This window comes from Pedobacter cryoconitis (assembly GCF_001590605.1).
Classification (GTDB): Bacteria; Bacteroidota; Bacteroidia; order Sphingobacteriales; family Sphingobacteriaceae; genus Pedobacter; species Pedobacter cryoconitis_A.
Genome location: NZ_CP014504.1, coordinates 1634155 through 1660380 on the forward strand (window position 1 = coordinate 1634155; position 26226 = coordinate 1660380).

The following is a 26226-nucleotide window of genomic DNA, read 5'->3' on the forward strand; positions in this document are numbered from 1 at the left end:
AGATGACGTTATTATTTGAGCAATTAAGGATTTAAAGACTCAATTATGAAATTAGCTGCACAGAACAATAGTGACTTACTTTATGATAAAGCAATTACCTGGCTTGTAGAAAAAGGACCTAATATTCTTATAGGCATAGCAGTCCTTTCAGTTGGATTATGGCTCATCAATATTTTCTCCGGATGGATTAAAAAAAGGTTTTATAACAAGGATGTTGATCCTTCTTTAAAGCCTTTTTTCATCAGCCTTTCAGTTACAGCACTTCGTATATTGCTGGTTTTTACAGTCATGCAATTTATCGGCATACAAATGACAATATTTGCAGCATTAATTGGTGCTTTAGGTGTTGCAGCAGGACTTGCACTGTCTGGGACATTACAGAATTTCGCAAGTGGGGTACTTATTTTAATGCTTAAGCCATTTAGGGTTGGAGACAATATTATTGCACAGGGACAGGAGGGGACTGTAACTAATATTGCAATTTTTTATACAACGGTTACAACCTTTGATAACCGGTCTGTAGTTATACCGAATGGAAAGTTATCAAATGAAGTTATTATCAATATTAGCACTAAAGGAAGCCGCAGGCTCGACATCGAAATTAAGTTTAGTTATGGTATAGATTATGATCAGCTGGCTAAACTGGCCGTACAAACCATTCAGGACTCATCAGATCTGCTCAAAGAACCAACACATCGAATAGGAATTTCAATGCTGGAAGAAACAGGGTATAAAGTAATGATCAGTGTTTGGCTAAAATCTCATGGCTTTAACGATGCCAAACTCCAGTTTCAGGAGAAACTGATGGATGCATTCAAAAAAGGGGGCATCCCGCTTCCAGGTACTGCCCCCAAATAATTAATTTAAGCTATTAATGAAAAGATACCATAGCACTATCCTTGTCCAGTTCTACTTTGTGCTTAATGTTCTTTCTCCCAAAATAGAGAATAGCCAGCGCAAGAATAGACGTTGATGCCATAATCGATACCATTGGTACTGAGGAATGTGCATCAAACAGACTTACAGCAACAGATGCTAATGTACCCAGTCCCATCTGTATGGCTCCCATTAAAGCAGACGCACTACCTGCATTTTTGGTAAAAGGTGCTAAAGTAAGTGCAGAAGCATTTGGGCTGGCAAAGCCTAGGCAACTTAAGAATATAAATAGTAAAATGATGATTTCTGTTAAACCAAACCAGCCGTTAATACTCCCAATAAGGAATACTACGCCAGTAATTGCCTGGCAGGTCAATGCGCCAAATATAAGTTGTTCACTACTGTATTTTCTAAGCATCAATGTATTGACCTGACTGGCGCCAATCAAACCGATGGATAAGAAAGCGAAGATCCAACCATAAGTTTTCTCACTTACTGCAAAAATCTTCATAAATAGCAGTGGGGAGCCTGATATATAAGCAAAGAGTCCTCCGAATGCTACTGCTCCCGTAAAAGCATAAGTATAGAACTGCGGCTCTTTTAAAACAGCAATGAAACCCATTATAATAGGTTTGGGTTTTAAAGAAATAGTCGTATCAGGTTTATAAGTACCAGGAAGTCCAGCAACACTCGCAATCAGATTTAGCAGACCAAGCAACATTAACACTAAAAACACAGCGTGCCAGCCATAAGTAGAAGTCACATAACCGCCAATCGTTGGCGCAATCATTGGCGAAACACCTACAACCAGCCATAATAACGCGAATACTTTAGCATTCTCATGAACAGGGAACAGGTCCCTGACCATAGCGATTGAAGCTACCGCAGCAGCACAACTGCCTAATGCCTGTATACATCGGAGTAGGATCAAGGCATCAATACTTTTGGTGTAAGCACAACCCAAAGATGCAAGGATATAAATAACCAGCCCAATAAACAACGGTTTCTTTCTGCCAAAACGATCTAACAATGGCCCGTAAAGTAACTGTCCAAGTGAAATTCCTATAAAAAAACCAGATAATGATAAAGAAACGCGCGCAATAGAAGTATTTAAATCTTTAGCAATTGCAGGAAAGCCCGGCAAATACATATCGATTGAAAATGGGCCCAATGCAGTGAGTGAGCCTAACAAGAGAATTAGGAAGAAGTGCTTTTTTTTTGTCATTGAAGATTATTGCGAAAATTCGCGATTAATATGATTCAGCACCCATTTGTTGAACAGGTGCTGAGTTTGTAATTAATTAAGAAGCTGTAATTCTTTCTAAGACAACCTTAATCGCCTTATCTACAACTGAATTTGGGTCTTTACTGAACTGATAGTTTACTCTGCTCGCTAATATAGCATTAATTGAAAGGGCTCTATGTCCAAGAACTTTTGCTAAGGCATAAATACCGGCAGTCTCCATTTCAAGGTTAGTAATTCTATAGTTTTCATAGTTGAAGGTATTCAGTTTCTGAATAAAATCTGGTACCGCATTCTGGGCTCTTACCTGGCGTCCCTGAGGGGCATAAAAGCCAGGTGCTGTTACAGTAATTCCTTGTTCCATTCCTTTTCCGATGGTACTCAATAATACCGGATCTGCCGAAGTCAGGTAAGGATTAACCGCATGCAAATCCTTAAAATGAGTTTTTACATGCTCAAAAAGCCCTTTTTCTTCCTCTGGCACCCCATGGACATAATAGTGCATTAAAGCATCCAGACCAAGTCCGAAAGTAGAAGCCAGGATAGTTCCCATTGGCAGGTCAGGTTGTACAGCGCCAGATGTCCCCACTCTGATGATAGCTAATGAAGTTAACTTTTCCTTGACCTCACGAGTTTCGAAATTTACATTTACCAATGCATCCAGCTCATTTATAACAATATCAATGTTGTCAGTACCGATTCCGGTAGAAATTACAGTGATGCGTTTTGTACCTATATATCCTGTATGTGTTAAAAACTCTCTTTTTCCTTTTTTAAGCTCAATGCGGTCAAAATGTTTGGTTATTTCTGAAATCCTGTCAGGGTCGCCTACAGTGATTACTGTATCTGCAACATCTTCAGGGAGTATATTTAAGTGGTAGATGCTTCCATCCGGATTGATGACTAAGTCTGCTTCTGATAATTTTTGCATGGTAATTGTGTTAATGATATTCTAAATTAAGGTTTTAAACAGTGCCAAGGTATTTTATTTCAACACCTGACTGTTTTTCGACTCTTTGTAAAACTTTATTCAATTGAGATTTTCTAACTTCGAATCTGATGGTACATTCATTATCAAACTGTTGATCAAGCACAGTCAGCTGTTCTTCTTTGACCATACGCATCACGTCGTTCATGATCAGGTAATCAAACTTAAGCTGATAAATATCATTAACTGTCTTGTCGACAATCACTGCTACATTAACTGCTTCAACAGCAGCAGATTTATAAGCGTTAATTAAACCAGGAACGCCTAACAAAGTACCCCCAAAATAACGAACTACAACAACCAGTATATTAGTCAGACCAGCTGATAATAAGGCGTTTAAGATGGGTCTGCCCGCTGTGCCAGAAGGCTCGCCGTCATCATTTACACGGTAAACACTTTTATCAGGTGTAAGACGGTAAGCATAACAAAAATGATTGGCCTTTGTATGTTCAGCTTTTAATTTTACCAGGTGTGCTTTAACCTCATTTTCTGAAATCAGCGGGTAGGCAAAAGCGATAAATTTACTTCCTTTATCTTTAAAGACTCCTTCTGCAGGATGATCTATCGTCTTATAGGTATCATCAAACAGCATATTTTTGTGATAATGTAATTAATAAAATGGCCACAAGAGCCATGGCTATACCGATATAATTCAACTTACTTACTTTTTCTTTAAACAAGATTATACCAATTATACTTCCTAAAATGATGACGCCCATATTCATAGCGGCAAATACTGTAGAAGGATTTGATGCCATTGCCCGGTGTGCTTTCATATAAAACAGAATATTTCCGAAATTGAAGGAGCCCAGTACCATGCCACAAAAGAAATTGATTAACTCGACTTTCTTCTTTCTGACGATCACAACATATCCCAAAGTCAGTGCTGCAATTATAAATGAGATACAAAAGATGACCATTAATGTACTCGTATAAGGAATAGATTTATCTAAAGCTAGTTTTTTAAACATAACATCAATCAATCCAAATCCTATAAAAACTAAAATAGGATAGACAAGGGAACTTGTTTCCGCTTTAACAGATGACTTGCGGGATAATGTGAATACAATAGCTACAAAGCCAACTACGAGTCCTGCCACCTTGAGCCCACCAAAGTTTTCTCCAAAAAGGTATAAAGAAGCCAGGATAGGAATGAATAAGGATAAACGCTGTGCGATATCTGATTTCACAATTCCTATGTTTCTGACCGAAGCCCCCAGTATAAGAAATAAGACAGGTAACAGTACGCCGATTGCAATTGCAAGGGTTGTAGGGACGCTCACCAACTGAGCTAACTCTGGTCTGAAGAAAATATAACTAAGGATTATGGCCGCCAGATAATTCCACATTACCGCTTGCAGCACATGAATATTGTAGCGCTTTGCCAGTTTTAGCAAGACTGCTACGGTCACGCTGCAGCTGATGCTGAGTAATATATATATCATTTATTGGTATAGTTTTTATATATAGTTAACTGATCCTTATCTACTTGTGTAACTGATATGATGTTCCCATTGATCTGTGGGGAATGTATGCCAGTATCCCAGCTTGTAGTAGAATTAAAGACTCTTGCTTCATCCCACAACCCAGAAGAGATAAACTGGTTCAGAATATTTGCGCCACCTTCAATGATAATAGATTGTATATCCATCAAATATAGTTGATAGGCAATCTTCTGAGGTAGATAATACTGCATGTCTTCCATTTCAATAAAATGGATATTACCTTCTACAGCAGTCTTTTGCTCATTAAATATAATGGTTTTAGCATCCTGATTATATAATTTACTGTCTGCTGGTATTTCGAGTTTACGGTCAATAGCGATCCTGATCGGGTTTTTCCCTGGCCATTCTCTTGCACTAAGCGCAGGATTATCTGCTATAGCGGTCTGTTTACCGACCAGAATAGCATCTTCTTCAGTTCTCCATTTATGAACTAGTTTTTTTGAAAGCGGACCACTGATCCACTGTTGTACTGAATTCTTAGGTGCAAAATACCCATTCGCTGTTCTGGCCCATTTTAAAATGATGTAAGGACGTTGTTGGGCAATTCTTGTAAAAAAACGACGGTTAACTTCAAAACACGCTTCTTCAAGTACTCCTGAAACTACTTCTATACCTGCATTTTTCAACTTTTCTATTCCTTTACCGTCTACATCAGGGAAAGGATCACGGTTGCCAATCACTACTTTTTTAAGTTGATGGCGAATCAGTAAATCAGCGCATGGAGGTGTTTTTCCAAAATGCGCACAGGGTTCAAGACTTACATAAGCAACTGCATTTTTTAATAATTCAGCCGCCTGTTCACCGTACTGGTCTGTGACAGAACGGATAGCATTAACTTCGGCATGAGCCTGACCATATTTCTGGTGATAACCTTCTCCTATAATCTTTCCTCCGCTGACAATTACACAACCTACTAATGGATTTGGGCTTACCTGACCATTACCCATTTCTGCTAACTCCAGACAGCGTTTCATGTACAATTCATCGCTCATAAGGACAAAAATAGCTTCAATTTATGAGCTATTGAAATATTTCGACCACAGAGATGCAACATTTATTAATACTTTTGCATTTAATGAATGTTAAGCAATTAGAACAATCCTTTATCAAAGAGCTATCCGCATTGTATGGTGAGGAAGAAGCAAAGCAATTGTTTTGTCTGGCCGCCGGGCAGGTATCAGAATGGAATCGTGCTCAATTGTTGATCCATGCTAAGGAATTATTAAACCCTGAACAGTCTTTTGCTTACAACACTATTTTGGTGGAATTGAAAAAAGGAAGGCCTGTGCAGCATATCCTTGCAGAAGCCTGGTTTTATGGCCTTAAATTTAAAGTCACTGAAGCTGTTCTGATTCCAAGGCCAGAAACTGAAGAGCTCATCGCATGGATCATGGATACGGTAAAGAGCCAACCTGTTTCCAGTATCCTGGATATTGGTACCGGTAGCGGATGTATCGCAATCACTTTGAAAAAGAATCTTGAACAAACAGAAGTTAGTGCACTCGATGTTTCAGCTGATGCATTAAAGGTAGCCAGAGAAAATGCAACACTAAATACTGCTGCTATCAATTTCATTCATTCAGATATTCTGACCTATAACAGTCCGTCCAAATACGACTTGATTGTAAGTAATCCACCTTACATCACTGAAAACGAAAAGCAAGAAATGCATCAGAACGTTTTAGCCTATGAACCACATCTGGCTTTATTTGTGACCAATGAAAACCCTTTACTATTCTATAAAAGTATCGCCGACTTCGCGCTGATCAACCTGCAACCAAAAGGAAAACTGTTCTTTGAGATTAATGAATATCTAGGTAAGGAAACAGTAGAGATGCTTTCGTCTAAAGGGTTCACTGCTATAATTTTAAGAAAAGATATGCAAGGCAAAGACAGGATGATTTCTTGTAATTTATAATTACGTTCTGGGGTGAAATTGTGTAATTACACCTCTTAAATAATCCTTATCCAGATGGGTATATACTTCTGTAGTCGTAATACTTGAATGCCCTAACATTTCTTGTACAGCCCTCAAATCTGCACCGCCTTCAATTAAATGAGTTGCAAAAGAATGTCTGAATGTATGCGGGCTGATACTCTTTTTTAAGCCTATTGCTGTTGCCAGTGCTTTAATCATCGTAAATACAGAAATCCGTGATAACCTGGAACCCATTCTATTGAGGAAAATATAATCTTCATTTCCTTTTTTAATAGCTAAATGCACTCTAACCTGGCTCAGATAAATAGCAATGAATTTTAATGCGGTCCCTCCGATAGGAACAATCCTTTCTTTATTTCCTTTACCCGTTACCTTAATGTATTCTTGTATAGGATGCAGGTCTGAAATACGAAGAGTGATTAATTCAGTTACCCTTAATCCGCAGCCATACAGTACTTCTAAAATTGCTTTGTTTCTCATCCCTTCGGGTTTGGAAGCATCTACAGCTTCAATCAAAGCATTAATTTCTATCACATTTAATAAATCAGGAAGCTTTCTGCTTAGTTTAGGAGAATCAAGCTGCTGAGAAGGATCAATCTCAATGAGCCCTTCCAACATCAGGTAATGGAAAAAAGACTTCAGCCCTGAGATGACCCTGGCCTGTGTGTTTGCCAGCATTCCCAACTCACTCAACCATTTAATGAAATTATGTAATACACTGTCAGATATGTTTTTAACGGAGAACTCTTCACCAATAACTTCATAATACTGAAATAGTTTGGCAACATCATTCAAGTATGCATCAACAGAGTTTTCAGCAAGTCCGCGTTCCAGCTTTAAGTAGGCCTTAAATGCATTATGGTAAGGATAATTAATCACCCGGATTTTTATTTATTAGTTTTTAAGTCTAAGTTTGAAAGGATGAAGATACAGATTATTAACGGACCTAACTTAAATCTGCTGGGCATACGCGAACCAGGAGTGTACGGAAACAAAAGTTTCGAGGGATACTTTACAGAATTAAAAGATAAATACAAAAATATAGAACTTGACTATTTCCAAAGTAACGTAGAAGGGGAGCTGATTAATAAACTGCATGAGGTTGGCTTTTCATATGACGGTATCATTTTGAATGGCGGAGGATATACCCATACTTCAGTAGCCATTGCAGATGCAATTTCAGGTATTAATACACCCGTTGTTGAAGTACATGTTTCTAATATCTATGCCAGGGAAGAATTCCGTCATGTTTCCCTGACCGGAAAAAACTGCAAAGGGGTATTAACCGGTTTCGGATTAGACGGCTATCGTCTGGCTATCGAAAGTCTTTTAGCTGGCTAAATTTTCTGGTTCCTTTTATAAAATAACTCCAGACCACACTGGAATGATATACACCGGTGTGTTTGGAGTAACTTAATTGCGTCTTATTCCTTTTAGCGCCTGTCTTTCTGAGATTAGTTAAGAACTGAAAATGTGCTTTATTCACAGCAAATGCAAATTTAGTTTCACCCTTAATCAGAAATTGCATCCAGGCAACAAGGTCAATAGTCATCCTGAGTGTTATACTCCATATTGCTTCCATAGCAGGCAGATTTTTCTGCATAATCATCAGGTTATTTCTAAAGTTCAGGAATACCTTATATGGACTGTTTGCGGCTAAAGTACCACCACCAACATGGTAAACTTCTGCATCAGGACAATAGACAATCTGATAGCCGAGGTTCTTTAAACGCCAGCAAAGATCAATCTCTTCCATATGCGCAAAAAGATCAGGGTCTAAGCCTCCTGTTTCTTCCCATTGTGCCCTTTTGATAAAGAAAGCCGCGCCACTTGCCCAAAAAATTTCCTTAGCATCATCGTATTGCCCCAGATCATCCTCAACCTGGTCAAAAATTCTTCCTCTGCAAAAAGGAAAAGCGTTAATATCAAGGAAACCACCTGCAGCGCCAGCATATTCAAATTTAGTTTTATTTTTCTGCCACTTAATTTTAGGCTGAGCAGCCGCAATCCGGGAATCTGCTTCCATAGTTTTGATTACCGGTGCAATCCAGTTTTCAGGAACTTCTACATCAGAATTCAGTAAAACATAATAATCAGCGCTTACCTGCTCAAGAATCCGGTTATAACCCTCCGCAAATCCATAATTACGGTCATTGACAATTACTTGTATATCAGGGAAGTTAGCGCTTACAAAATCAACAGATCCATCTGTCGATGCATTATCACCTACAACTAACTGAAGATTCGGATACCTGGTTTTAATTACTCCGGGTAAAAAATCAGCTAATAATTGTTTACCATTCCAATTGAGGATCACAACAGCTACACTCGGCTCTGACATTCGCTTAATTTCTCGTTTACGTTCATAAAAAAATGGAGATCAAATAGGAAAAAAGCCTTTTTTATCATTATTTTGCCTGATTGAAAATGCAAACATAAATTAACCAATGCACAATCCAGCTATATTTCCTCTTTTTTATCTTCCTCCTGTAAGTTATTTCTCTGCCTTAAACGCTCATAATTACGAATTCCTTTTAGAAAAGGAAGAACATTTTCCTAAACAAACTTACCGCAACAGAACCAGAATTTATTCCCCAAATGGAGCTTTAGATCTTTTTTTGCCAGTAATTAAGGGTTCAAAATACCATACAAAGGTCAAGGATGTAAAAATAAGTTATGATTTCAAATGGCAGCGCTTGCACTGGCTAAGCTTGGAAAGCTGTTACCGGAATTCTGCCTATTTCGAGTATTATGAAGATGAACTTGCTGTTTTTTATCATAAGAAATTCGAATTCTTGTTTGACTATAATCTGGAAATATTGCAATGGATCTTCAAACAACTAAAAAAAACTGCTGAATTTAATTTCACCACCGAGTACGTTAAAGAAATAGCTCCCGAAAATGACTACAGGCTGAAACTTCATTTCAAAGAACCAGAATTGATTGTTCCTGCAAAACCTTATTTTCAGGTATTCGAAGATAGAATGGGATTTATGCCAAACATGAGCATCGTTGATTTGTTATTCAATCAAGGTCCTCAGACCAAAAACTATCTTTAAGCATGGGCATTGATAAAAAAGGCAAATCACGTAAAAAGAAAAAACGTTTAAAAATACCGCTGGCGGGCTCCAGTCCAGGGCTAGTTTATATAGATGAAAATTCGTTAAAACCAGTAATTACAATTCATAAGATTAATGCAACAACTTATGAAACGAAAGAACTTCCCAATATCAACCAGATTGCTCAGTTACTGGCAGATAAGAATTTTACTTTTTGGATTGAAATCAAAGGATTTGGATCTCCGGAGTTATTTGAGACTTTGTACAGTGAACTTCATGTAAACCGGTTGATTCTTGAAGATATTACCAGATCTTATCAAAGACCAAAGATTGAAGAATACGATGATTATGTGTTCGCAGTCAGCAGGATGCTTTTGCTTGATGAAGATAAAACCCTGGAAAACGAACAATTATCGTTTATACTGACAGATAATGCCTTGATTACCCTGCAAGAAAACTATGCTGATTGTTTTAACCCGGTTATTCAGAGATTAAAAGCAGGGAAGGGAAATATCAGGATTTCAGGGAGCAGCTATATCATGTATGCACTCATGGATATTGTTGTAGATAAGTATTTTGAGATCCTTAGTTTTTGGAGTGAAGAGCTTGATACGATAGAAGATCGCCTGTTTGATAAACCGGATAAGAGCTTTATGTTCGACGTCCAGCTGATTAAAAGAAACCTGATTAATATACGCAGGGTTGCATGGCCGGAAAGAGATAAACTAAATGATATGCTCCGCAGTGATAGTCATTTGATCACTGAGCAAACCAAACCTTATATTCGTGACGCTTACGATCATTGTATACAAGTTATTGATATAGTCGAGTCCCTGAAAGAGATTTCGGCCAGTAATATTGATATGTATTTATCAATTATCAGTAACCGCATGAACGAAATTATGAAGGTGCTCACTATCATTTCGTCCATATTTATACCCCTTACTTTTATTGCCGGGGTTTATGGAATGAACTTCGCCAAAGAAGATCCTGTAACCCATAAATTTATGCCTTACAATATGCCAGAGCTCTACGCTACGCACGGATATTTGTATACCATGTTGATTATGGTCGTTATTGCGGTCCTTCAAGTGATCTATTTTTGGCGAAAAGGGTGGTTTAAGTAAATGTCTGCGGTCATAAAATAGAAAATATAATTACCTTAGCCTGGCATGCAATCCTATGAACTAGACAAATCTGATGTTATCAGAATAAAATCTGCCCTGAATGGCAGCGATAATCAATTGGCTGTAATTCTGGATGAATATCATGCTTCCGAAATTGCCATCTTATTTGAAAGCCTGACACAAGAGGACAGACAGCGTATCATCAACCTTCTTCCTGTTGAAACTGCATCTGAGATTTTTGCAGAAATGCACGAGGAAGCACACCCTGAAGAGTTACTTTTCCAGCTCCATCCAGATAAACGGACGGAGATTGTAGAAGAACTCGATTATGATGATGCGACAGATATTATCTCGCAACTCGAAGAACACGAGCAAAAAGAGATTCTGGAAGACCTGAGCGAGGATGATGCCTCTCATATCAGGAACCTGCTGAGTTACGACGAAGATACAGCAGGAGGGCTGATGAATACGGAGTTTATCCGGATTCAGCTTCACCTGAAGAAAAAGGATGCCATTGACGAAATCATCAGACAGAGCGAAGAAATTGAAGAATTCTATACCATTTTTGTGGTAGATGAACAAAATGTATTTCAGGGAATTGTCTCTTTAAAAGATATTATCAAAGCCAAAGGAAATGTAGAAATCACTTCGTTGGTTAAATCTGATGTGGCCTGGGTAAGCCCGGACACCGATCAGGAAGAAGTAGCAAGGCTGATCTCCCAATACAATATTACCAGTATCCCTGTTCTGGACAACCAGATGAAACTATTGGGTAGAGTTACTTTCGATGACGTTATTGACGTTTTGGAAGATGAGAATACGGAAGACATTCTGAAAATATCCGGCGTATCAGAAGATGAGGAATTAAGTGGTAACTGGGTAGAGGCTGTAAAATCAAGATTACCCTGGTTAATTATTAATTTAGGGACTGCTTTCCTTGCCTCAGCAGTAGTACGACATTTTGAACCAACCATTGCTAAAATCGCTGTACTATCTGCCTATATGACTATAATTGCAGGAATGGGGGGGAACGCAGCTACTCAGGCACTGGCGGTAACCGTCAGAAGGATTTCCCTATACGATCTGACCGACAACCAAGCCTACCGTACCGTTTTAAAAGAATTTACTGTTGGCCTGATCAATGGCGCTGTAACAGGCTTAATCGTTTTCATCTTTGCGCTTGTATTTGATGCAAACCCACTACTGGGACTTGTTATTTTTCTGGCGATGACCGGTAATCTGGTTATAGCGGGCGTAACAGGAGCAGGGATACCTCTGATACTAAAAAGAGTAGGTATCGACCCTGCAATTGCTTCATCCATCATCATTACCACTTTTACTGACGTATTTGGATTTTTACTTTTACTGGGAATGGCTAGTAAATTATTACTTTAAAGCAAACTAGTAAATGAGTAAGCAGCTTTATATTAAAGCTGCTTACTCATCGTCCATATTAATTTGTGAAGGAGAATATTCAAAAAGGCCCAAAATAGTATTTGCTTCGTCTATAAAGCGTTCAATATTTTTAGTATTCCTGAAATTAATCAGAATTAATTGCCTGGTCTTTCCCTGTGCTGGAAGATCAAGAACCGCCTTTACTTCTGTTCCTGTATAGATAAAGTTCGTAGACTTACGAACAATTAAGAACTGGATAAAATCATCAAATGAATAGATCTTCCGGATAGCACCGCCAAGTGTCGAATAAATGATCTGGCGGTTAGGCTTATCAAAACTTACAGAAGTGAAAAATGCATTGACAAAAATCACACCCAATACTACAGGAAGATAAGTAACCATCCATCTTTTATAACTTTCCCTGTCATTCATAAAATCCGGATGGGCCAGGATAAAGAAAGTTAATGCAATCAATAAAATCCCCAGAATAAGACCACCTGTTTTATTGAAAAGTATCTTGTAAATACCATTTTCTTCCTTAAAAAACTGGAAATCAAAAACGGGCGATTTAACATGCAGCGGACGATTTGAAAATACGAGCTCATTGATCCGGGGTAAAACTTCTTCCTCATAAGCGATCAGATTTTTGTTCGTTAATTTAGAATAACCACAAGAAATAAGAATTCCTTTTCCATGCCTGTTTTCTTTGGAGAAGACTTTATAACTTATGGCACCCATGGTATCATAAGGAGTAATGGTTGCAATCTGGTCAAAAGGAATAGTATGGGTTGTTATTCCAAAGAACTTCGTGTATAGCTGCCTGCTATTTCCATCAAAAACAGCTTTACGCTCCCCAGAGCCATATAAGAATATAGCCAGCAATAAAATCAGCCCCTCAAATATAAGGAGCGTAGAAATGCTGGTTAATGTTTGAGTGAGGTAAAGTGCAATATTCAGCGTTGTAAATGCGATCAGGTAAATTATACTGATCCTGCGCGCCATCCTGGCCGGGTAAATAGTTAAAGTATCAGCTTCGTCAATCCAGTGTGTTTTCGCCATTTTGTTTATATTATAATTTAGATGCAGGATTCACAAATGTAAGTAACCTGGTAATACTTTTTACCGTCCTCATAACGGGTAGTTCCACTGGAGATTATTTTTTCTCCGTGTAGAAAGGCCTTTTGATCAAAGTTGGTCAGCTTTTGATACTTTGATTTTGTTGGCACTAAATAACTGATAGTCTGAGTAGTCATTGCTGGAGTATAATGGATAAATAAATACTCTTGTGCAGTTTTATTGTGGTACAAAAAAAGAAAACCACCCGCTTTTTTCGGCTCACCATATACCTTTTTGAAACCATTTTTCTTTAAAATCTGCGGATGCGAAACAGCAGCATCTTTCCAAAATGAGAATACGTCAGTATCCTGGAATGTTTGTGCCACACTACGCGTGCTCAGCAGTAAAAACGGGAGTGCAATAAGCAGTAAGTACCTTTTCATTTCATGATTTAATTTAACTCATAAAAAAGCCGCTGCCTTTAATAAAGCAGCGGCTCTATATTTATTTAAGCGCTATATAGCGGTAACTCTTGTTTCAATGTTACCCCTTGTGGCTTTTGAGTAAGGACAAGCTTTATGTGCCTTATCAGCCAATTTCTGAGTTTCCTCATGGCTTAGTCCAGGAATATGGACATCCAGCTCTGCAGACAATACATAAGCATTTCCATCCTGATTAAACGAAACCTGTACATTGACAGTAGCTTCACCCACCTCTACACCTTCGTTTTTAGCTACCGCATGTAATGCACCCAGATAACATGGGCCCCATGCTGCAGCAAATAATTGTTCAGGATTTGTTGCTCCTCCCTGACCCCCCATTTCTTTAGGTGTCCTTACTTCAAATTCTATTGTTCCATCACTTGATTTTATATGGCCATCACGACCTCCTTTAGCTAGTACTGCAGCTGTATATAACTTTTCCATGTTTTCTTGTTTATGGTATTACAACAAAAATCTATCCCTTAAGTTTTATATTTTAATCCTTTCAGTTAATTTAAAAATATCATAAGCTACCTTCTGGATCATCTCATACTGCTCAATAACCATCATTTCATTAGGATCAGTCGCCTTACTATCATCCTGTATGCTTTTGATTAAGGGCACGTTACTCGGCTCTCCATCATTTTTGATCAGGTACGCTGCAGAAAGATTCAAAAGGTAAAGCGTATTGTTCACCGTTGGCTTTAATTCCTCAGGATGAGATAATGTAAAAGCATGTTCTTTAAAATAAAGCGAAAGTGTAGCTGTATAAGAAGACAGTAAATGATTCAGCGCTGTAAACTGATGCATCTCGGGCATTAACCGTTGTTTACTCTTAGGCTCGGAAAACATTTTTTGAAAAATAGAAGATAGATTCGCAGACGTTACATAAACCTCTTTGCGTGATAGCTTGTAGTTGGTCAGGTTGTGTTCTGTTTCTGTATATAAAAGCGTGACCTCATGGAAATACGCCATATTTGCTCTTAAAGTACTTAGCATGGCCTCCTTTAAATTCTTATTCTCCCAGTTAGGGAATAAAGTATAACTACCTAATAAAGCGATTGCTGAGCCAATTAAAGTGTCAAAAATTCTTTCCCTGGCTACAGATAAACTACCCATCCCTAAAAAGTCAAACAAGACCAGGATATAAGGTGTCATAAACAACACACTGACAATATAATTCTTCCTTTGAAAGCTGTAAGTCCCGATCATGCAAAATAGCAGGATAAAAAACAGCGTATGCTTATCATGAATATAAACCAGGATTCCCATCCCGATAAGCGCCCCCACAACAGTTCCGATTAAACGTTCATAATTACGCTGCTTGGTTAAACTGAAAGCGGGTTTAGAGATAACCAGTACAGTCAGCAAAATCCAGTAACTATGAGAGGAATCGAGCATTTTGGCAACCAGGTAACCAATCAGCATTGCTATGGATACACGCATTGCATGTCTGAAAGTAGAGGAACTAAAGGTAAGGTTATCAAAAAATAGTTTGGCATCAAACTTCTGCCGCGTAATAAAACGCTCTGTATCTATCGCACTATTATTCTTTAAATTCTTCTTTTCTTTCTTATTAAAGTATCCATTGATAGCTTTAACCCTTGCAGCTATATTTTCAATATTTACTTCTATATTTTTAAGCGCAATCAGTCCCAGTGTATTATACTTACCATCAGTATTATCTTTTTCAAGCACATTGATTTTATCCTTCAGTCGCTTCACATCTTCAGTCAATACCGCAGGCGGGCGGGGAGTGCCTCCGGTTTTAAGTGCAAATGCAATTTCATCCAGTTCCCAGGCAATCCTGTTGATAATTCGCTCATAATGGGAAAGTATCCCAGCCTTATCAAATTGATCATGAAGCTGTTTATAGTTGTAATAAGTTGACATGACCTGTTCATACAGATCTACCATATCTACAAAAACCAATAGTAAAAATCGGCCTTCCGGTGTCGATTCTCTCACAATTTCACGCGTCTTGAACAGCACCTCTCTAACTGCATCCTGCTTTTCATGAACAGCTACCTGAAGTTGGATCAGCTCCGCATAATTATCATCATAATTTGTGTTTTCATGATAAAACTTCGCTTTCGCCCTTAAAAACTCACTCACCTCATGAATAGAATCACTCAGCGTTTGCTGCACCAGCCGATAAGGTCTGAGCCTATAAAAGAAATAACTTAAAACCGTATACCACAAACTGCCGGAGAAAACCAGTGCAGAATAGATCAATACGTCTTTCCATGGTCTTACATCATCGATACTCAACACCATAATCAGCAAAGATGCTGTGCCCACTAAAGCCGCCCTTGTTCCATAAAGGAAAAACATGGAGAACAGAAAGCTACAACCTACCAATAAAACTGCAATAAAATACTGGTTTTTGTTAGTCAAGCCTACAATCACTGACAGTACTGTGATCAGCACTGTTGTAACCAGCATTGCATTTCTGCGGTGTACAATTGGTCCGGGTGTATCCACTACGCTAACGCAAAGTGCGCCTAATGATAAAGTCATTCCATACTTCAGCAGACCAAACTGAGCTAAAATCAAAGAGGGCAGAAGCACCCCAAAGGTGATCCGCAACCCGTCTGCGAAATAGGTGCTCAGTAAAAAATCATGTATGCTTCTGATTGGACGGTTAAACATTTCTGGAGGTTAATATTTGAATTGAGCAATAATCTGACCGAAACAACCTGATTTAGTATATGTAAATCAGGAATGGTGCTTTTTGAGTGCCGCAGCGCAAATAAACAGACCGATAAGTGTTAGAAACGCAGCCATTAAAAACGGTGCTCCCGGAAAGTAAATTGCATTTTTTGGATCGGTGAAATAGTGAAAAAGATTGTTCATAATTAACGGACCAAAGATCGCTGCCATACTCATCAGACTAGCCGTAAACCCTTGTATTTCACCTTGTGCATTTGCCTCGACATGATTAGAAATAATCCCCTGCATAGCCGGCCCATAGATACCTGCCAGTCCGTAAGGCAGCATGAAAGCGAACATCATCCAGCCTTTTGTCGCGAAGGCAAAAAGGACAAATCCGATCATATATAAAAACAACCCATAAAAAACGGCTTTTTCCTGTCCGATCTTAGGAATAATTATCCGGATCAGCCCTCCCTGTACTACGCCAACTACAATTCCGACAAAGCCTAAAGAATATCCCACCCAAGCCTCATTCCAATGAAATTTTTCCATTGTATAATAAGTCCAGGTTGACTGAACAGCATGTGCTGCAAGGTATAAAAGGAATAAAGCAGCCAAAAGACCTATCAATTTAGGAAATTGTACGACCCGTAATAAAGACCCAACAGGGTTCGCTCTTTTCCAGTCAAAACTTCTTCTGTTTTCTTTGGCTAATGATTCTGGTAAGATGAAATAACCATATAGCCAGTTCACCAATGCCAGCACAGCTGAAATAATAAAAGGGATCCTAAGTCCAAACTGGCTAAATACACCACCAATAACTGGCCCTACAATGAAACCAATACCAAAGGCAGCCCCGATCATTCCGAAGTTTTGTGCTCTTTTTTCCGGTGTACTTACATCAGCAATATAGGCCATGGCTGTGGTAAAGCTCGCTCCGGTTACTCCGGCCAATGCTCTGCCTACAAATAACCAACCGATAGTGGGCGCAAAAGCCAGAAAAATATAATCAATTCCCAGGCCGAATAAAGAAGCCAGAAGTATAGGTCTGCGACCGAATTTATCACTCAATCCACCTAATACAGGGGCGCTGATAAACTGCATAATAGAGTAGGAAATAGTTAGATAACCGCCGTAAAGTGCAGCAACACTTAGTCCTCCACCAGTAAGTTCTTCTATTAATTTTGGTAAAACAGGGATAATAATTCCAAATCCCGTAAAGTCAATCAGTAAAGTGATAAAAATAAACCCAATTGCAGATTTTTTTGGAGAGGCCATATGATAAATTAAACCGTAAAATTAGATTAATTTCTTTAATTGCTGCCAATTGCATATTGAATACCGCCTAACAGATGTTTCAGGTAATTCTGATCCGCATAAGACTCCTCTGTATGACCTAATTCCGTATACCATGATCTTCCTCCATCATAATCATGGTACCAGGCCATTGGATGTACATCACCGTTAATGCCACCTGTATAAGACTTCTCATCAATCGTAATTAATACCTTAATGTCTTTGTTTACCTCTTTGAAATTGTACCATTCATCTTTCCTGGTCCAGACTGCCGGCAAATGTTTGGTAGAAATGTGCGACCGGTCTGTAACATTTAATACAGCTTGTTGCTGGGCAGGATGACTCACAAAGTAAGCCCCTACTAATTTACCATACCAAGGCCATCCATATTCCGTATCTGTAGCCGCATGCACGCCCGCAAATCCGCTGCCAGCTTGTATATATTTTTCAAAACTTGTTTGCTGCACATCGTTCAATACATCACCTGTGGTTTGCAAGAAAACTACTGCAGCATATTTTTTAAGAGAATCCGGATTGAAATAGCTGGCATTTTCTGTCGTATCTACATCAAAACCATGTTCCTTACCCAATTTCATAATCGCGGTTTTTCCAGTGGCAATAGCGCTATGTCTGAAACCTGCAGTTTTAGAAAACACAAGAATCCGGGGTTTAGCAGATTGTCCGTATGCAGTAACTACTAAAAATGGCAGTAAAATAAAGCTCAATAAAAGGGTTAGATTTTTCATAATTGAAAGATACTTATAAATCATAATAACTCAAGAAATGTTTTTTTCTTACTAGCTCAGAAATATTATAAATAATTGTATTACTGGACATAGTGATGAATACATAAATTCATTATTAACCTTTACGAAGATGCCACGACTTGGTTTTAGTGAATGCCCTGAGCCCCTGATGAGACAAAGTAGCCCCAATTCCTGAATGTTTTCTTCCACTCCAGGGAAGGCCTGCACTTACCCGGTCACAACAATTCCAGTAACCAGTTCCAGTGTCAATCTGAGAAAGGATTTCCTTAGCCCGGTCTATGCTGTCTGTATAAACGGATGCGGTTAATCCATATACGGAGTCTTTCATCAGCCGGAGGGCCTCAGCATCATCTTTTACCTTCATGATGCCTATAATCGGCCCAAAACTCTCTTCCTGCATAACTTTCATGTCATTAGACACGCCAGTTAAAACAGTAGGTTCAAAATTATACCCTTTGCCAATAATTCTTTTTCCACCATTTAACAGCACCGCGCCTTTAGCTAACGCATCTTTAATCTGTCCTTCCAATACCTCAAGCTGTTCCTTGCGTGTTAGTGCTCCGATATAAATACCTTCTTCAGTTGGTGTTCCTATCTTCCATGATTTGACCTCTTTAACAAAAGAGTAAATATAGCTATCATACACTTTTTCATGTACATATATTCTTTCCACTGCACAGCAACTCTGTCCGTTGTTGTAAAATGCGCCATCCGCTGTTCCGGTTGCCACCGCTTCAATATCCTTTACATCATCAGCGACGTATAAAGGATCTTTACCGCCTAATTCAAGCTGACAAGGAACCATCTTAGCGGCTACCCGCTGGTAAATACGCTGACCTGTGCGGTAAGAGCCTGTAAAATAATAACCATCAAAATCCATATCAAGCAAAAGTTCACCGGTTTCCCTGGCGCCTAAAGCCACTTGAAAAACGCCATCGGGTATACCTGCCTTTTTAAGCAGCTTTTCAATTTCCAATCCAGTCAAAGATGCATATTCAGAGGGTTTATAAAGCACAGCATTTCCAGCCAGCAGTGCAGGTATAAAAACATTCACACCAACCAGATAGGGGTAGTTCCAGGCAGAGATATTACAGATCACTCCAAGCGGATCATAAGAGATGACTTCCTTGAGGTCAACAGAATTAATGATCTGTTCATCAGAAAGATATTTAACAGCATGAGTACACATCCACTGCATCCTGGACCTGGCGCCATTAAGCTCATTGCGGGCTTGCTGCAAAGGCTTCCCAACTTCTGAAGTCAGCACTCCGGCAAGCCTTTCTTTCTCAACTTCCAGCAAATCATCGAATTGCTGAATCACCTTGATCCTTTCAGCCAAGCCAGTTTTAGCCCATTGCAGCTGTGCATTTTTCAATATTTCCAGTTTTGCATGCAACGAAGACTCAGTATCTTCCTGGAGTGTTGCAATTATCTCTTCTGTAGCAGGATTTATTACGTTCATTTTTCCAATTTTTTTACCTCCTCAATAAAGCGCTCTTTAAGTTTTTGAGAAAGTGGATTTACTTCCTTTTCTTTCATTCTTTCCGGATGCCACTGCACCGCAAGCATAAAAGATTTGCCAGTTTTGTCTTTAAATTCCAGACCTTCAATTAGCTGGTCCGGGCTGTCGGCATAAGAATTTGCTATTAAATTATTACTTAATGTATAATCACTAATGCCTTGATGATGTGCACTGTTAACAATTCCTTTTTTTGCACCAATTATAGCGTATAACATAGAGTTATGACCTATATTGACTTGATGGGCCTTATCTTCGGCCACTTTTTTATGAATCAGATTTGCTGATCCGATGTCTTCCAGAACTTTCCCGCCCTCCAGAATATTGATATACTGCATTCCTCTGCAAATTCCTAAAACAGGTATTTTGAAAGCCTGCGAATAGTGATAAATCAACTTTTCAAATTCATCTCTTTGCGGCAGAAAAAAATCAGGTTGTCCGGGATAATCCGGAGCTCCACCATAAAAAGAAGGTGCTACATCAATCCCTCCGGTTAACAGAAAGCCAGCACACAATTCAATATCCTTTGTATTGTTTTTTTCGAACGATAGTTCAATCAGCTCTAAATCATCGCCCAGATCCGCAACCGTAAACCAATTCCAGTAATTTTGAAAATTAGTCTCTGTATAACTTATTCCAATCTTCTTTTTCATCAAAGCGCCTTTAAATACAATTGCTTAAAATCCTCCCGGCTTACCGGCTTTGGATTATTAGGGTGTGCAAAATCTGCCAGTGCCAGATCAGCGAGTGTTTCAATATGCTCAGGCTTTACCCCAATTTCATTTAACCGCTGAGGAATATGCACCCTTGAATTCAGTTCCGCTAAATAGCGCACTACCGCTGCGCCCGTTTCCTCCTTCAACTCCAGGGTCCTCGCAATACGTCTGAAACGGTCTTCAAAACCAACAATATTAAATTCCATCCCATAAGGCAGATTAACCGCATTGGCTAATCCATGATGCGTGTCCAGCAAAGAAGAAAGCGGATGCGCCAGAGAATGGACTACACCTAACCCTTTTTGAAAAGCAATCGCACCCATCATAGAAGCCATGAGCATTTTACTTCTGCTTTCTAAATCCGGGTAGTTGGTAGCCCTTTCAATCGAATCTTTGATCAGATATATGCCTTCCAGTGCAATCCCGTCACATAAAGGATGCGGATTCTTGGCCAAAAAGGCCTCCAGATTATGTGTAAGCGCATCCATACCCGTTGCCGCTGTAATAAATGGAGGCAAATCCATCGTTAATACTGGATCAGCAAATACGATCTTCGCCATCAGCTTGGGAGAGAACAGGATCTTTTTCTGATGGGTCACATCATCCGCGATAATTGCACTCCGCCCAACCTCACTTCCGGTACCCGCAGTAGTTGGAACAGCAATAAAATGAGGTACCTCATTCGTGACATAAACATCACCACCAATCAAATCATCGTATTTGAAAAGATCTTCCCGGTGATTCACCCTTAAAACAATAGCGCGGGACACATCTAAAGCTGCACCTCCGCCAATTCCAATAATACTATCCCTTGAGGTATTGTCCCAAACCTCAGTTCCTTTATAAACATCACTCTTTACAGGATTCTTATGAATTTCACTAAAGACCTCAACAGAGAGCTGATTAGCCTGTAAATCATTCACAATAGCCTTAAAAAAAGGCAGACTGGCAATTATCGGATCTGTCACAATCATTGGGCGCTTTAACCCATTTTGCTGTAAATAGGCAGGCAATTCTTTAATTGCACCTGCACCAAAGCGAATGATCGTAGGAAAGTTATACTGATAAACTTTATCAAATGTCATAGCTATAGTCGTTTAAATAATTTCAAAGTATCTCTTGAGCTCCCAGTCGGTCACTGCTTTTGCATATTGTTTCCATTCCCACTCCCTGGTCAAAGTAAAATGGTCTACAAAATCAGTCCCGAATAACTCCTTAGCAACTGCCGAATGCTTCATTAACTGCGTAGCTTCATGAAGATTATGCGGTAAAACTCCATAGGAAAGTTCCTGATAGCCATTGTCCTGAGTAGCTGGTTGTGTTAATTTCAGCTGATGCTTAATGCCATATAATCCGGCAGCAAGACAAGCCGATAGCGCCAGGTAAGGATTGGTATCCGATCCGACAACCCTTGTTTCCAGTCTTGTCGCTTTTTTATTTCCCGGCAAAGCCCTTAAAGCAACTGTTCTGTTATCAATCCCCCAGGTTAAAGTAGTTGGGGCCCAAGCGCCCTCCACAAGTCTTTTATAGCTATTCACCGTAGGCGCGATCATTGGGAGCAGATGCGGCAGACAATAAAGCTGTCCAGCGATATAACTCTTCATTAACTCACTCATTTTATCGGGATCCGTTTCCTCATAAAATAAGTTATCCTTGGAATCCTTATCCCATAAGCTTTGATGTATATGACCACTACACCCGGGCAGATTTTCACTGAATTTAGCCATAAAAGTGGCCATAATCCCATGTTGGTAAGCAATCTCTTTTACCGCTGTTTTAAACAGAACAGCTTGATCTGCCGCTTGCAAAACCGGAGCGTATTTGATTGCTGCCTCGTAAACCCCGGGGCCGGTCTCCGTATGTAAACCTTCAATCGGAATCCCAAACTTGCAGAGCAAATCAAACAAGTCAGTCATGTAATCGTTTTTCAGGGAACTCCGCAAAATAGAATACCCAAACATGCCGGGAGTCAAAGGCGTAAGCTGGTGAAAACCCTTTTGATGCGCACTTCCAGGTGTTTCTGCAAAATTGAACCACTCAAATTCTTGCGAGAAATAAGGAAGAAAACCCTGTTGTTCAGTTTCAGCCAGTACTTTACGCAACAACTGCCGCGGACAGGTATAAGCAGGTACTTCATTTTCATTGACAAAATCGCCCAGGAAGAATGGCACCTCATTTTCCCATGGAATTTTACGAAAAGTGCTTAGATCAAGCTTGACCAGTGCATCTGGATAACCGGTATGCCAGCCCGTAAACTTTACATTGTCATAAGCCACATCGCCCATATCCCAGCCAAAGGTGACATCACAGAATCCAATCCGGCCTTCCACAATGGAGGCAAATTTCTCAGCAGCAATATACTTGCCTCTTAAAACGCCGTCTATATCGGCAACAGCTACTTTTACTTTTCCCGAAGGATGTTGTTTGACATACGCTAATATTTCTTGAACTGTCATGAAGCAGAGGATTTAAACGTTCGGTATAACAAAAAGGTGATAGTCAATATGGAAAAATAAATCAGCCCTAACTTGAAATTAAAGATCAGCATCGATACGATGGAGATCACTGCAATAATCAGGGAGATTATTGGAAACAAAGGGTAAAATGGCATGCGAAAAGGCCGATCCAGCTCAGGCTCATTCTTCCTTAGAAGCAGAATGGAAACCATAGCTATACTATATAAAGTCAAAGCACCGAAAACAGAAATTACGATGATTTCTGAGGTCTTACCAGATAACAGCGCGAAGATCCCGATTATCATATTTCCAAATAAAGCATTGGCAGGGGTCTGAAAACTAGGAGAGATCTTGCCTAAAAAGGAAGGGATATGATGTGCACGGCCCATTTCATAAGTAGAGCGGCCGGCAGCGAGGATCAGTCCGTGAAATGAAGCGACTAGACCAAATAAACCTACTGTAATCAGCAAATGATACATCAGGTGATTGCTACCTGTTATTTTAGCTAGTGCCAGTGGAAGAGGGGAATCTGAAGTTTCACCACTTACCCCGTTTTTATAGACGATTGCTTCCCATCCCGCAATTCCTGTAGCTGCAATAAACACCAGCACACATAGTACGACTAAAGTAAATATTGCCCACCCAAATCCCTTACTAAGATCTCTTTGAGGATTTTTGGTTTCTTCCGCTACATTGGCCAGCCCCTCAATCCCTAAAAAGAACCAGATTGCAAAAGGAATAGCTGCAAAAACGCCACCCCAACCATTGGGAAAAGAATTGTGTGTCAAATTCGCTACTTCCAGTTTCGGTAGTGCTAAACCTGAAAACAACAACAATTCTCCAACTGCCAATACGGTCACGATTACTTCGAACGAAGCAGCAGCTTTGATCCCATATATATTTAATCCGGTAAATATAAAGTAGATCACAATTGCACTTGTTAAGATAGGAACCTGAGGGAAAAAGGCATTAAAATAAGCGCCGATAGCGAAAGCAATTGCAGGAGGGGCAAGTATAAACTCAACAATTTGTGCTATTCCGGCAATAAAGCCGATATTCTTGCCCATTGCTCTGTTGGCGTAATCAAACACACCACCAGCTTTGGGTATTGCACAAGCAAGCTCTGTATAACTGAATGTAAAAGTAACATACATAATTGCTACGCCAATAGTGGCAATAGCCATTCCACCTGTACCACCTTTTTCAAGGCCTAAATTCCAGCCAAAATACATGCCGGAAATTACATAACCAACACCAAGCCCCCAAAGCATAAATGGAGTTAGTGTTTTTCTTAAACCCTTATTGTCTGTCATTTACGCTTCAATTACTCTAATACTAAATATAGGATAATTATTTAAAAATGTGGCTGCTGATCAAAATCGGTATGATTTCTTTAAAAGAAAGTTAGATAGTTGAATATTTTATAAAAGCCCGGCTGTAAGCCTGTTGAGCGAGCTGGTAAACCTCAAAAGAAGAGCACTGATTTTGAACTCAAAAGAGGGAGTCAACTGAATTTTCTCAATTGTAATATTTCAAAAAACATAAAGTGTTAAAAATACACAATCTTGCTTGTCAAAAAACTGCTTCTCTTATCTGTAAACGCACATAATACGACTTTTAAGCATTATTTTATCGTATTAGCAAGATTTTCGTTCACCACGTGAATAGGTACGTTTCGTCAAATAAATTATGATCTTAAATTATAATTACGAAAGTTTATACACTAATTATTTAAAACAGTTAAACCAATATAAAACCTAAATACAGTTATGTAATATTATTTTCATAGCCAAGATTCTTCATTGTTTTGTTTTTTCTTATAAGGATTAAAGTTATCCTAATGTTAAATTAATAATTTAATAAACCCTATATAAACACCCGAATAGCAACTTAAAAAAACCAAATACATTTAAACAATGGCAAACAACATTAAATTCATTAAGGGTGAAGGTATTCGCCTTTACACTCCAGAAAACGAAGAGTACATCGATGCTGTTTCCGGGACTTTTAATCTCTCTCTGGGATATAGTCATCCGGAATTAGTAGATGCCTTAAAAAAACAAGTAGAAGACCTGATCCACGTATCTTCCTCTTTTACTGGCGAACTGGCACAAGAAGTACTTGATAGTATTCTTGATGAAGCTCCTGAGCATATTACTGATGGCTGGATGCGTGACATCATCGGCTCTACAGCAAATGAAGGAGCAGTAAAAATTGCGAATAAATTCAATGGTAAGAGTGAGGTATTGAGCGTATCGCTTTCACACCATGGGCAAACACTTTTTACCACTAATATCTCCGGAAATGCTTTCAGGAGAAAATCTTTTGCCAATACCATAACAACCAATAATGCTGTGATCCCGGCTCCATACTGTTACCGCTGTCCTTTTTCAGCTAAAGGGCCGGATTGCGGGTACCTATGTGCAGAAGCGATTCACGATTATGCGCAGTACGGAAGCTCTGGAGGTGTATCCTGTATGATTATAGAACCAATTTTAGGAAATGGGGGAAATATTATCCCGCCAGATGGTTATTTCAAAAAAGTGAGAGAAATATGCGATGAACTGGATATCAGCCTGATTGCCGATGAAGTACAAACAGGGATTGGAAGGACTGGCCATATGTTCGCCAGCGAACATTATGATATTAAACCTGATATTATTACCCTCGCTAAAGGTTTAGGCGGTATCGGTATCCCGGCAGCAGCCATTCTTTATAAAAAAGAATACGCTGTACTGGAAAAATTTGAACACTCTTATACTTCGGGAGGGAATTTACTTTCACTGACTGCTTCACAAAAAACAATGGAAGTAGTGTCCAGACCAGGCTTCCTGGAAAATGTCCAGGTATCAGGAAAAATATTAGGTGATTTCTTATACAAATTAAAAGAAAACTACCCGGTAATTGGCGACGTACGCGGTATCGGCTACATGTGGGGACTTGAGATCGTGGATAAAGATGGCGCACCAGATGTTGACCTAACCAACAAAATCGTTGATGTAGCACTTTCAGACCACAAAATGATCCTTAGAGGATCACGTTACGGATTTGGGAATGTGGTTAAAGTCCGTCCTGCATTAACAGCAACACAAGACGATATCGAAGAGATTTATTTCCGCTTAAACAAAATATTCAGTCAACTATAAA

General features: G+C 39.2%; 25 protein-coding genes. 7 read left to right on the forward strand and 18 right to left on the reverse strand.

Annotated elements, in window-relative coordinates; genetic code table 11:
• Positions 1-45: 45 nt before the first annotated feature.
• Entirely contained in the window at positions 46-858 is an 813-nt protein-coding gene (locus AY601_RS06975; RefSeq protein ID WP_068398417.1) for a mechanosensitive ion channel family protein, read from the forward strand.
• 13 nt (positions 859-871) lie between these two features.
• On the opposite strand, the gene AY601_RS06980 is transcribed toward AY601_RS06975, so the two are convergent.
• The 5 genes from AY601_RS06980 to ribD form a co-directional block, all read right to left on the reverse strand.
• The gene (locus tag AY601_RS06980) at positions 872-2101 is read right to left on the reverse strand and encodes a multidrug effflux MFS transporter (protein ID WP_068398420.1); all 1230 of its coding nucleotides are present in this window, start codon (positions 2099-2101) and stop codon (positions 872-874) included.
• A 76-nt stretch (positions 2102-2177) separates the two neighbouring features.
• Positions 2178-3050 carry a nucleoside phosphorylase gene (locus AY601_RS06985; protein WP_068398423.1) on the reverse strand — a complete coding sequence of 291 codons (873 nt, stop codon included), beginning with the start codon at positions 3048-3050 and terminating at the stop codon, positions 2178-2180.
• A 34-nt stretch (positions 3051-3084) separates the two neighbouring features.
• On the reverse strand, positions 3085-3699 hold the full coding sequence (locus tag AY601_RS06990; RefSeq protein ID WP_068398426.1) for an IMPACT family protein: 615 nt from the start codon (positions 3697-3699) through the stop codon (positions 3085-3087).
• The gene (locus AY601_RS06995; protein WP_068398429.1) at positions 3689-4552 is read right to left on the reverse strand and encodes a DMT family transporter; all 864 of its coding nucleotides are present in this window, start codon (positions 4550-4552) and stop codon (positions 3689-3691) included. The genes AY601_RS06990 and AY601_RS06995 overlap by 11 nt, the downstream gene beginning before the upstream one ends.
• Positions 4549-5604 (reverse strand): bifunctional diaminohydroxyphosphoribosylaminopyrimidine deaminase/5-amino-6-(5-phosphoribosylamino)uracil reductase RibD, encoded by a 1056-nt coding sequence (gene ribD / locus AY601_RS07000; RefSeq protein ID WP_068398432.1) that lies wholly within the window; start codon positions 5602-5604, stop codon positions 4549-4551. Before ribD ends, AY601_RS06995 begins: the two co-directional genes overlap by 4 nt.
• 83 nt (positions 5605-5687) lie before the next feature.
• Here ribD and prmC point away from each other — a divergent pair, with 83 nt between their 5' ends.
• Complete coding sequence (gene prmC, locus AY601_RS07005) at positions 5688-6530, forward strand: peptide chain release factor N(5)-glutamine methyltransferase (protein WP_084359139.1); 843 nt, start codon at positions 5688-5690, stop codon at positions 6528-6530.
• On the opposite strand, the gene xerD is transcribed toward prmC, so the two are convergent.
• Entirely contained in the window at positions 6531-7430 is a 900-nt protein-coding gene (xerD, locus tag AY601_RS07010; RefSeq protein ID WP_068398439.1) for a site-specific tyrosine recombinase XerD, read from the reverse strand.
• 42 nt (positions 7431-7472) lie between these two features.
• On the opposite strand from xerD, the gene aroQ reads away from it, so the two are divergent.
• Positions 7473-7892, forward strand: coding sequence for a type II 3-dehydroquinate dehydratase (gene aroQ / locus AY601_RS07015; RefSeq protein ID WP_068407275.1), 420 nt, complete (start codon positions 7473-7475; stop codon positions 7890-7892).
• On the opposite strand, the gene AY601_RS07020 is transcribed toward aroQ, so the two are convergent.
• The gene (locus tag AY601_RS07020; RefSeq protein WP_068398442.1) at positions 7867-8892 is read right to left on the reverse strand and encodes a glycosyltransferase family 2 protein; all 1026 of its coding nucleotides are present in this window, start codon (positions 8890-8892) and stop codon (positions 7867-7869) included. The two genes, aroQ and AY601_RS07020, sit on opposite strands and share 26 nt — an antisense overlap.
• A 106-nt stretch (positions 8893-8998) precedes the next feature.
• Here AY601_RS07020 and AY601_RS07025 point away from each other — a divergent pair, with 106 nt between their 5' ends.
• Genes AY601_RS07025 through mgtE form a run of 3 tightly spaced genes read left to right on the forward strand, consistent with a single transcriptional unit; the run spans position 8999 to position 12132 of the window.
• Positions 8999-9610: a WbqC family protein gene (locus AY601_RS07025; protein WP_068398445.1), complete on the forward strand. Its 612-nt coding sequence runs from the start codon at positions 8999-9001 to the stop codon at positions 9608-9610.
• 2 nt (positions 9611-9612) lie between these two features.
• The gene (gene corA, locus AY601_RS07030) at positions 9613-10737 is read left to right on the forward strand and encodes a magnesium/cobalt transporter CorA (protein ID WP_068398448.1); all 1125 of its coding nucleotides are present in this window, start codon (positions 9613-9615) and stop codon (positions 10735-10737) included.
• A 45-nt stretch (positions 10738-10782) separates the two neighbouring features.
• On the forward strand, positions 10783-12132 hold the full coding sequence (gene mgtE, locus AY601_RS07035) for a magnesium transporter (RefSeq protein ID WP_068398451.1): 1350 nt from the start codon (positions 10783-10785) through the stop codon (positions 12130-12132).
• Positions 12133-12174: 42 nt separating this feature from the next.
• On the opposite strand, the gene AY601_RS07040 is transcribed toward mgtE, so the two are convergent.
• The 11 genes from AY601_RS07040 to eat form a co-directional block, all read right to left on the reverse strand.
• Complete coding sequence (locus AY601_RS07040) at positions 12175-13191, reverse strand: hypothetical protein (protein WP_068398454.1); 1017 nt, start codon at positions 13189-13191, stop codon at positions 12175-12177.
• 17 nt (positions 13192-13208) lie between these two features.
• Entirely contained in the window at positions 13209-13631 is a 423-nt protein-coding gene (locus tag AY601_RS07045) for a hypothetical protein (RefSeq protein WP_068398457.1), read from the reverse strand.
• 72 nt (positions 13632-13703) lie between these two features.
• A complete protein-coding gene (locus tag AY601_RS07050; protein WP_068398459.1) occupies positions 13704-14114 on the reverse strand; it encodes an organic hydroperoxide resistance protein in 411 nt (136 codons plus the stop codon).
• 45 nt (positions 14115-14159) lie between these two features.
• Positions 14160-16322 (reverse strand): FUSC family protein, encoded by a 2163-nt coding sequence (locus AY601_RS07055; protein ID WP_068398462.1) that lies wholly within the window; start codon positions 16320-16322, stop codon positions 14160-14162.
• 66 nt (positions 16323-16388) lie between these two features.
• A complete protein-coding gene (locus tag AY601_RS07060) occupies positions 16389-17603 on the reverse strand; it encodes a TCR/Tet family MFS transporter (protein WP_068398465.1) in 1215 nt (404 codons plus the stop codon).
• Between the two features lie 35 nt (positions 17604-17638).
• Positions 17639-18367 carry a ThuA domain-containing protein gene (locus tag AY601_RS07065; protein WP_068398468.1) on the reverse strand — a complete coding sequence of 243 codons (729 nt, stop codon included), beginning with the start codon at positions 18365-18367 and terminating at the stop codon, positions 17639-17641.
• 115 nt (positions 18368-18482) lie between these two features.
• Positions 18483-19850: an aldehyde dehydrogenase family protein gene (locus AY601_RS07070; RefSeq protein WP_068398470.1), complete on the reverse strand. Its 1368-nt coding sequence runs from the start codon at positions 19848-19850 to the stop codon at positions 18483-18485.
• The gene (locus AY601_RS07075; RefSeq protein WP_068398472.1) at positions 19847-20560 is read right to left on the reverse strand and encodes a gamma-glutamyl-gamma-aminobutyrate hydrolase family protein; all 714 of its coding nucleotides are present in this window, start codon (positions 20558-20560) and stop codon (positions 19847-19849) included. Before AY601_RS07075 ends, AY601_RS07070 begins: the two co-directional genes overlap by 4 nt.
• Positions 20560-21708 carry an iron-containing alcohol dehydrogenase gene (locus tag AY601_RS07080; RefSeq protein WP_068398475.1) on the reverse strand — a complete coding sequence of 383 codons (1149 nt, stop codon included), beginning with the start codon at positions 21706-21708 and terminating at the stop codon, positions 20560-20562. Before AY601_RS07080 ends, AY601_RS07075 begins: the two co-directional genes overlap by 1 nt.
• Before the next feature lie 12 nt (positions 21709-21720).
• Positions 21721-23079 (reverse strand): glutamine synthetase family protein, encoded by a 1359-nt coding sequence (locus AY601_RS07085; protein WP_068398478.1) that lies wholly within the window; start codon positions 23077-23079, stop codon positions 21721-21723.
• On the reverse strand, positions 23076-24392 hold the full coding sequence (gene eat, locus AY601_RS07090) for an ethanolamine permease (RefSeq protein ID WP_068398481.1): 1317 nt from the start codon (positions 24390-24392) through the stop codon (positions 23076-23078). The genes AY601_RS07085 and eat overlap by 4 nt, the downstream gene beginning before the upstream one ends.
• A gap of 603 nt (positions 24393-24995) precedes the next feature.
• On the opposite strand from eat, the gene AY601_RS07095 reads away from it, so the two are divergent.
• The gene (locus AY601_RS07095; protein WP_068398484.1) at positions 24996-26225 is read left to right on the forward strand and encodes an aspartate aminotransferase family protein; all 1230 of its coding nucleotides are present in this window, start codon (positions 24996-24998) and stop codon (positions 26223-26225) included.
• Position 26226: the final 1 nt, after the last annotated feature.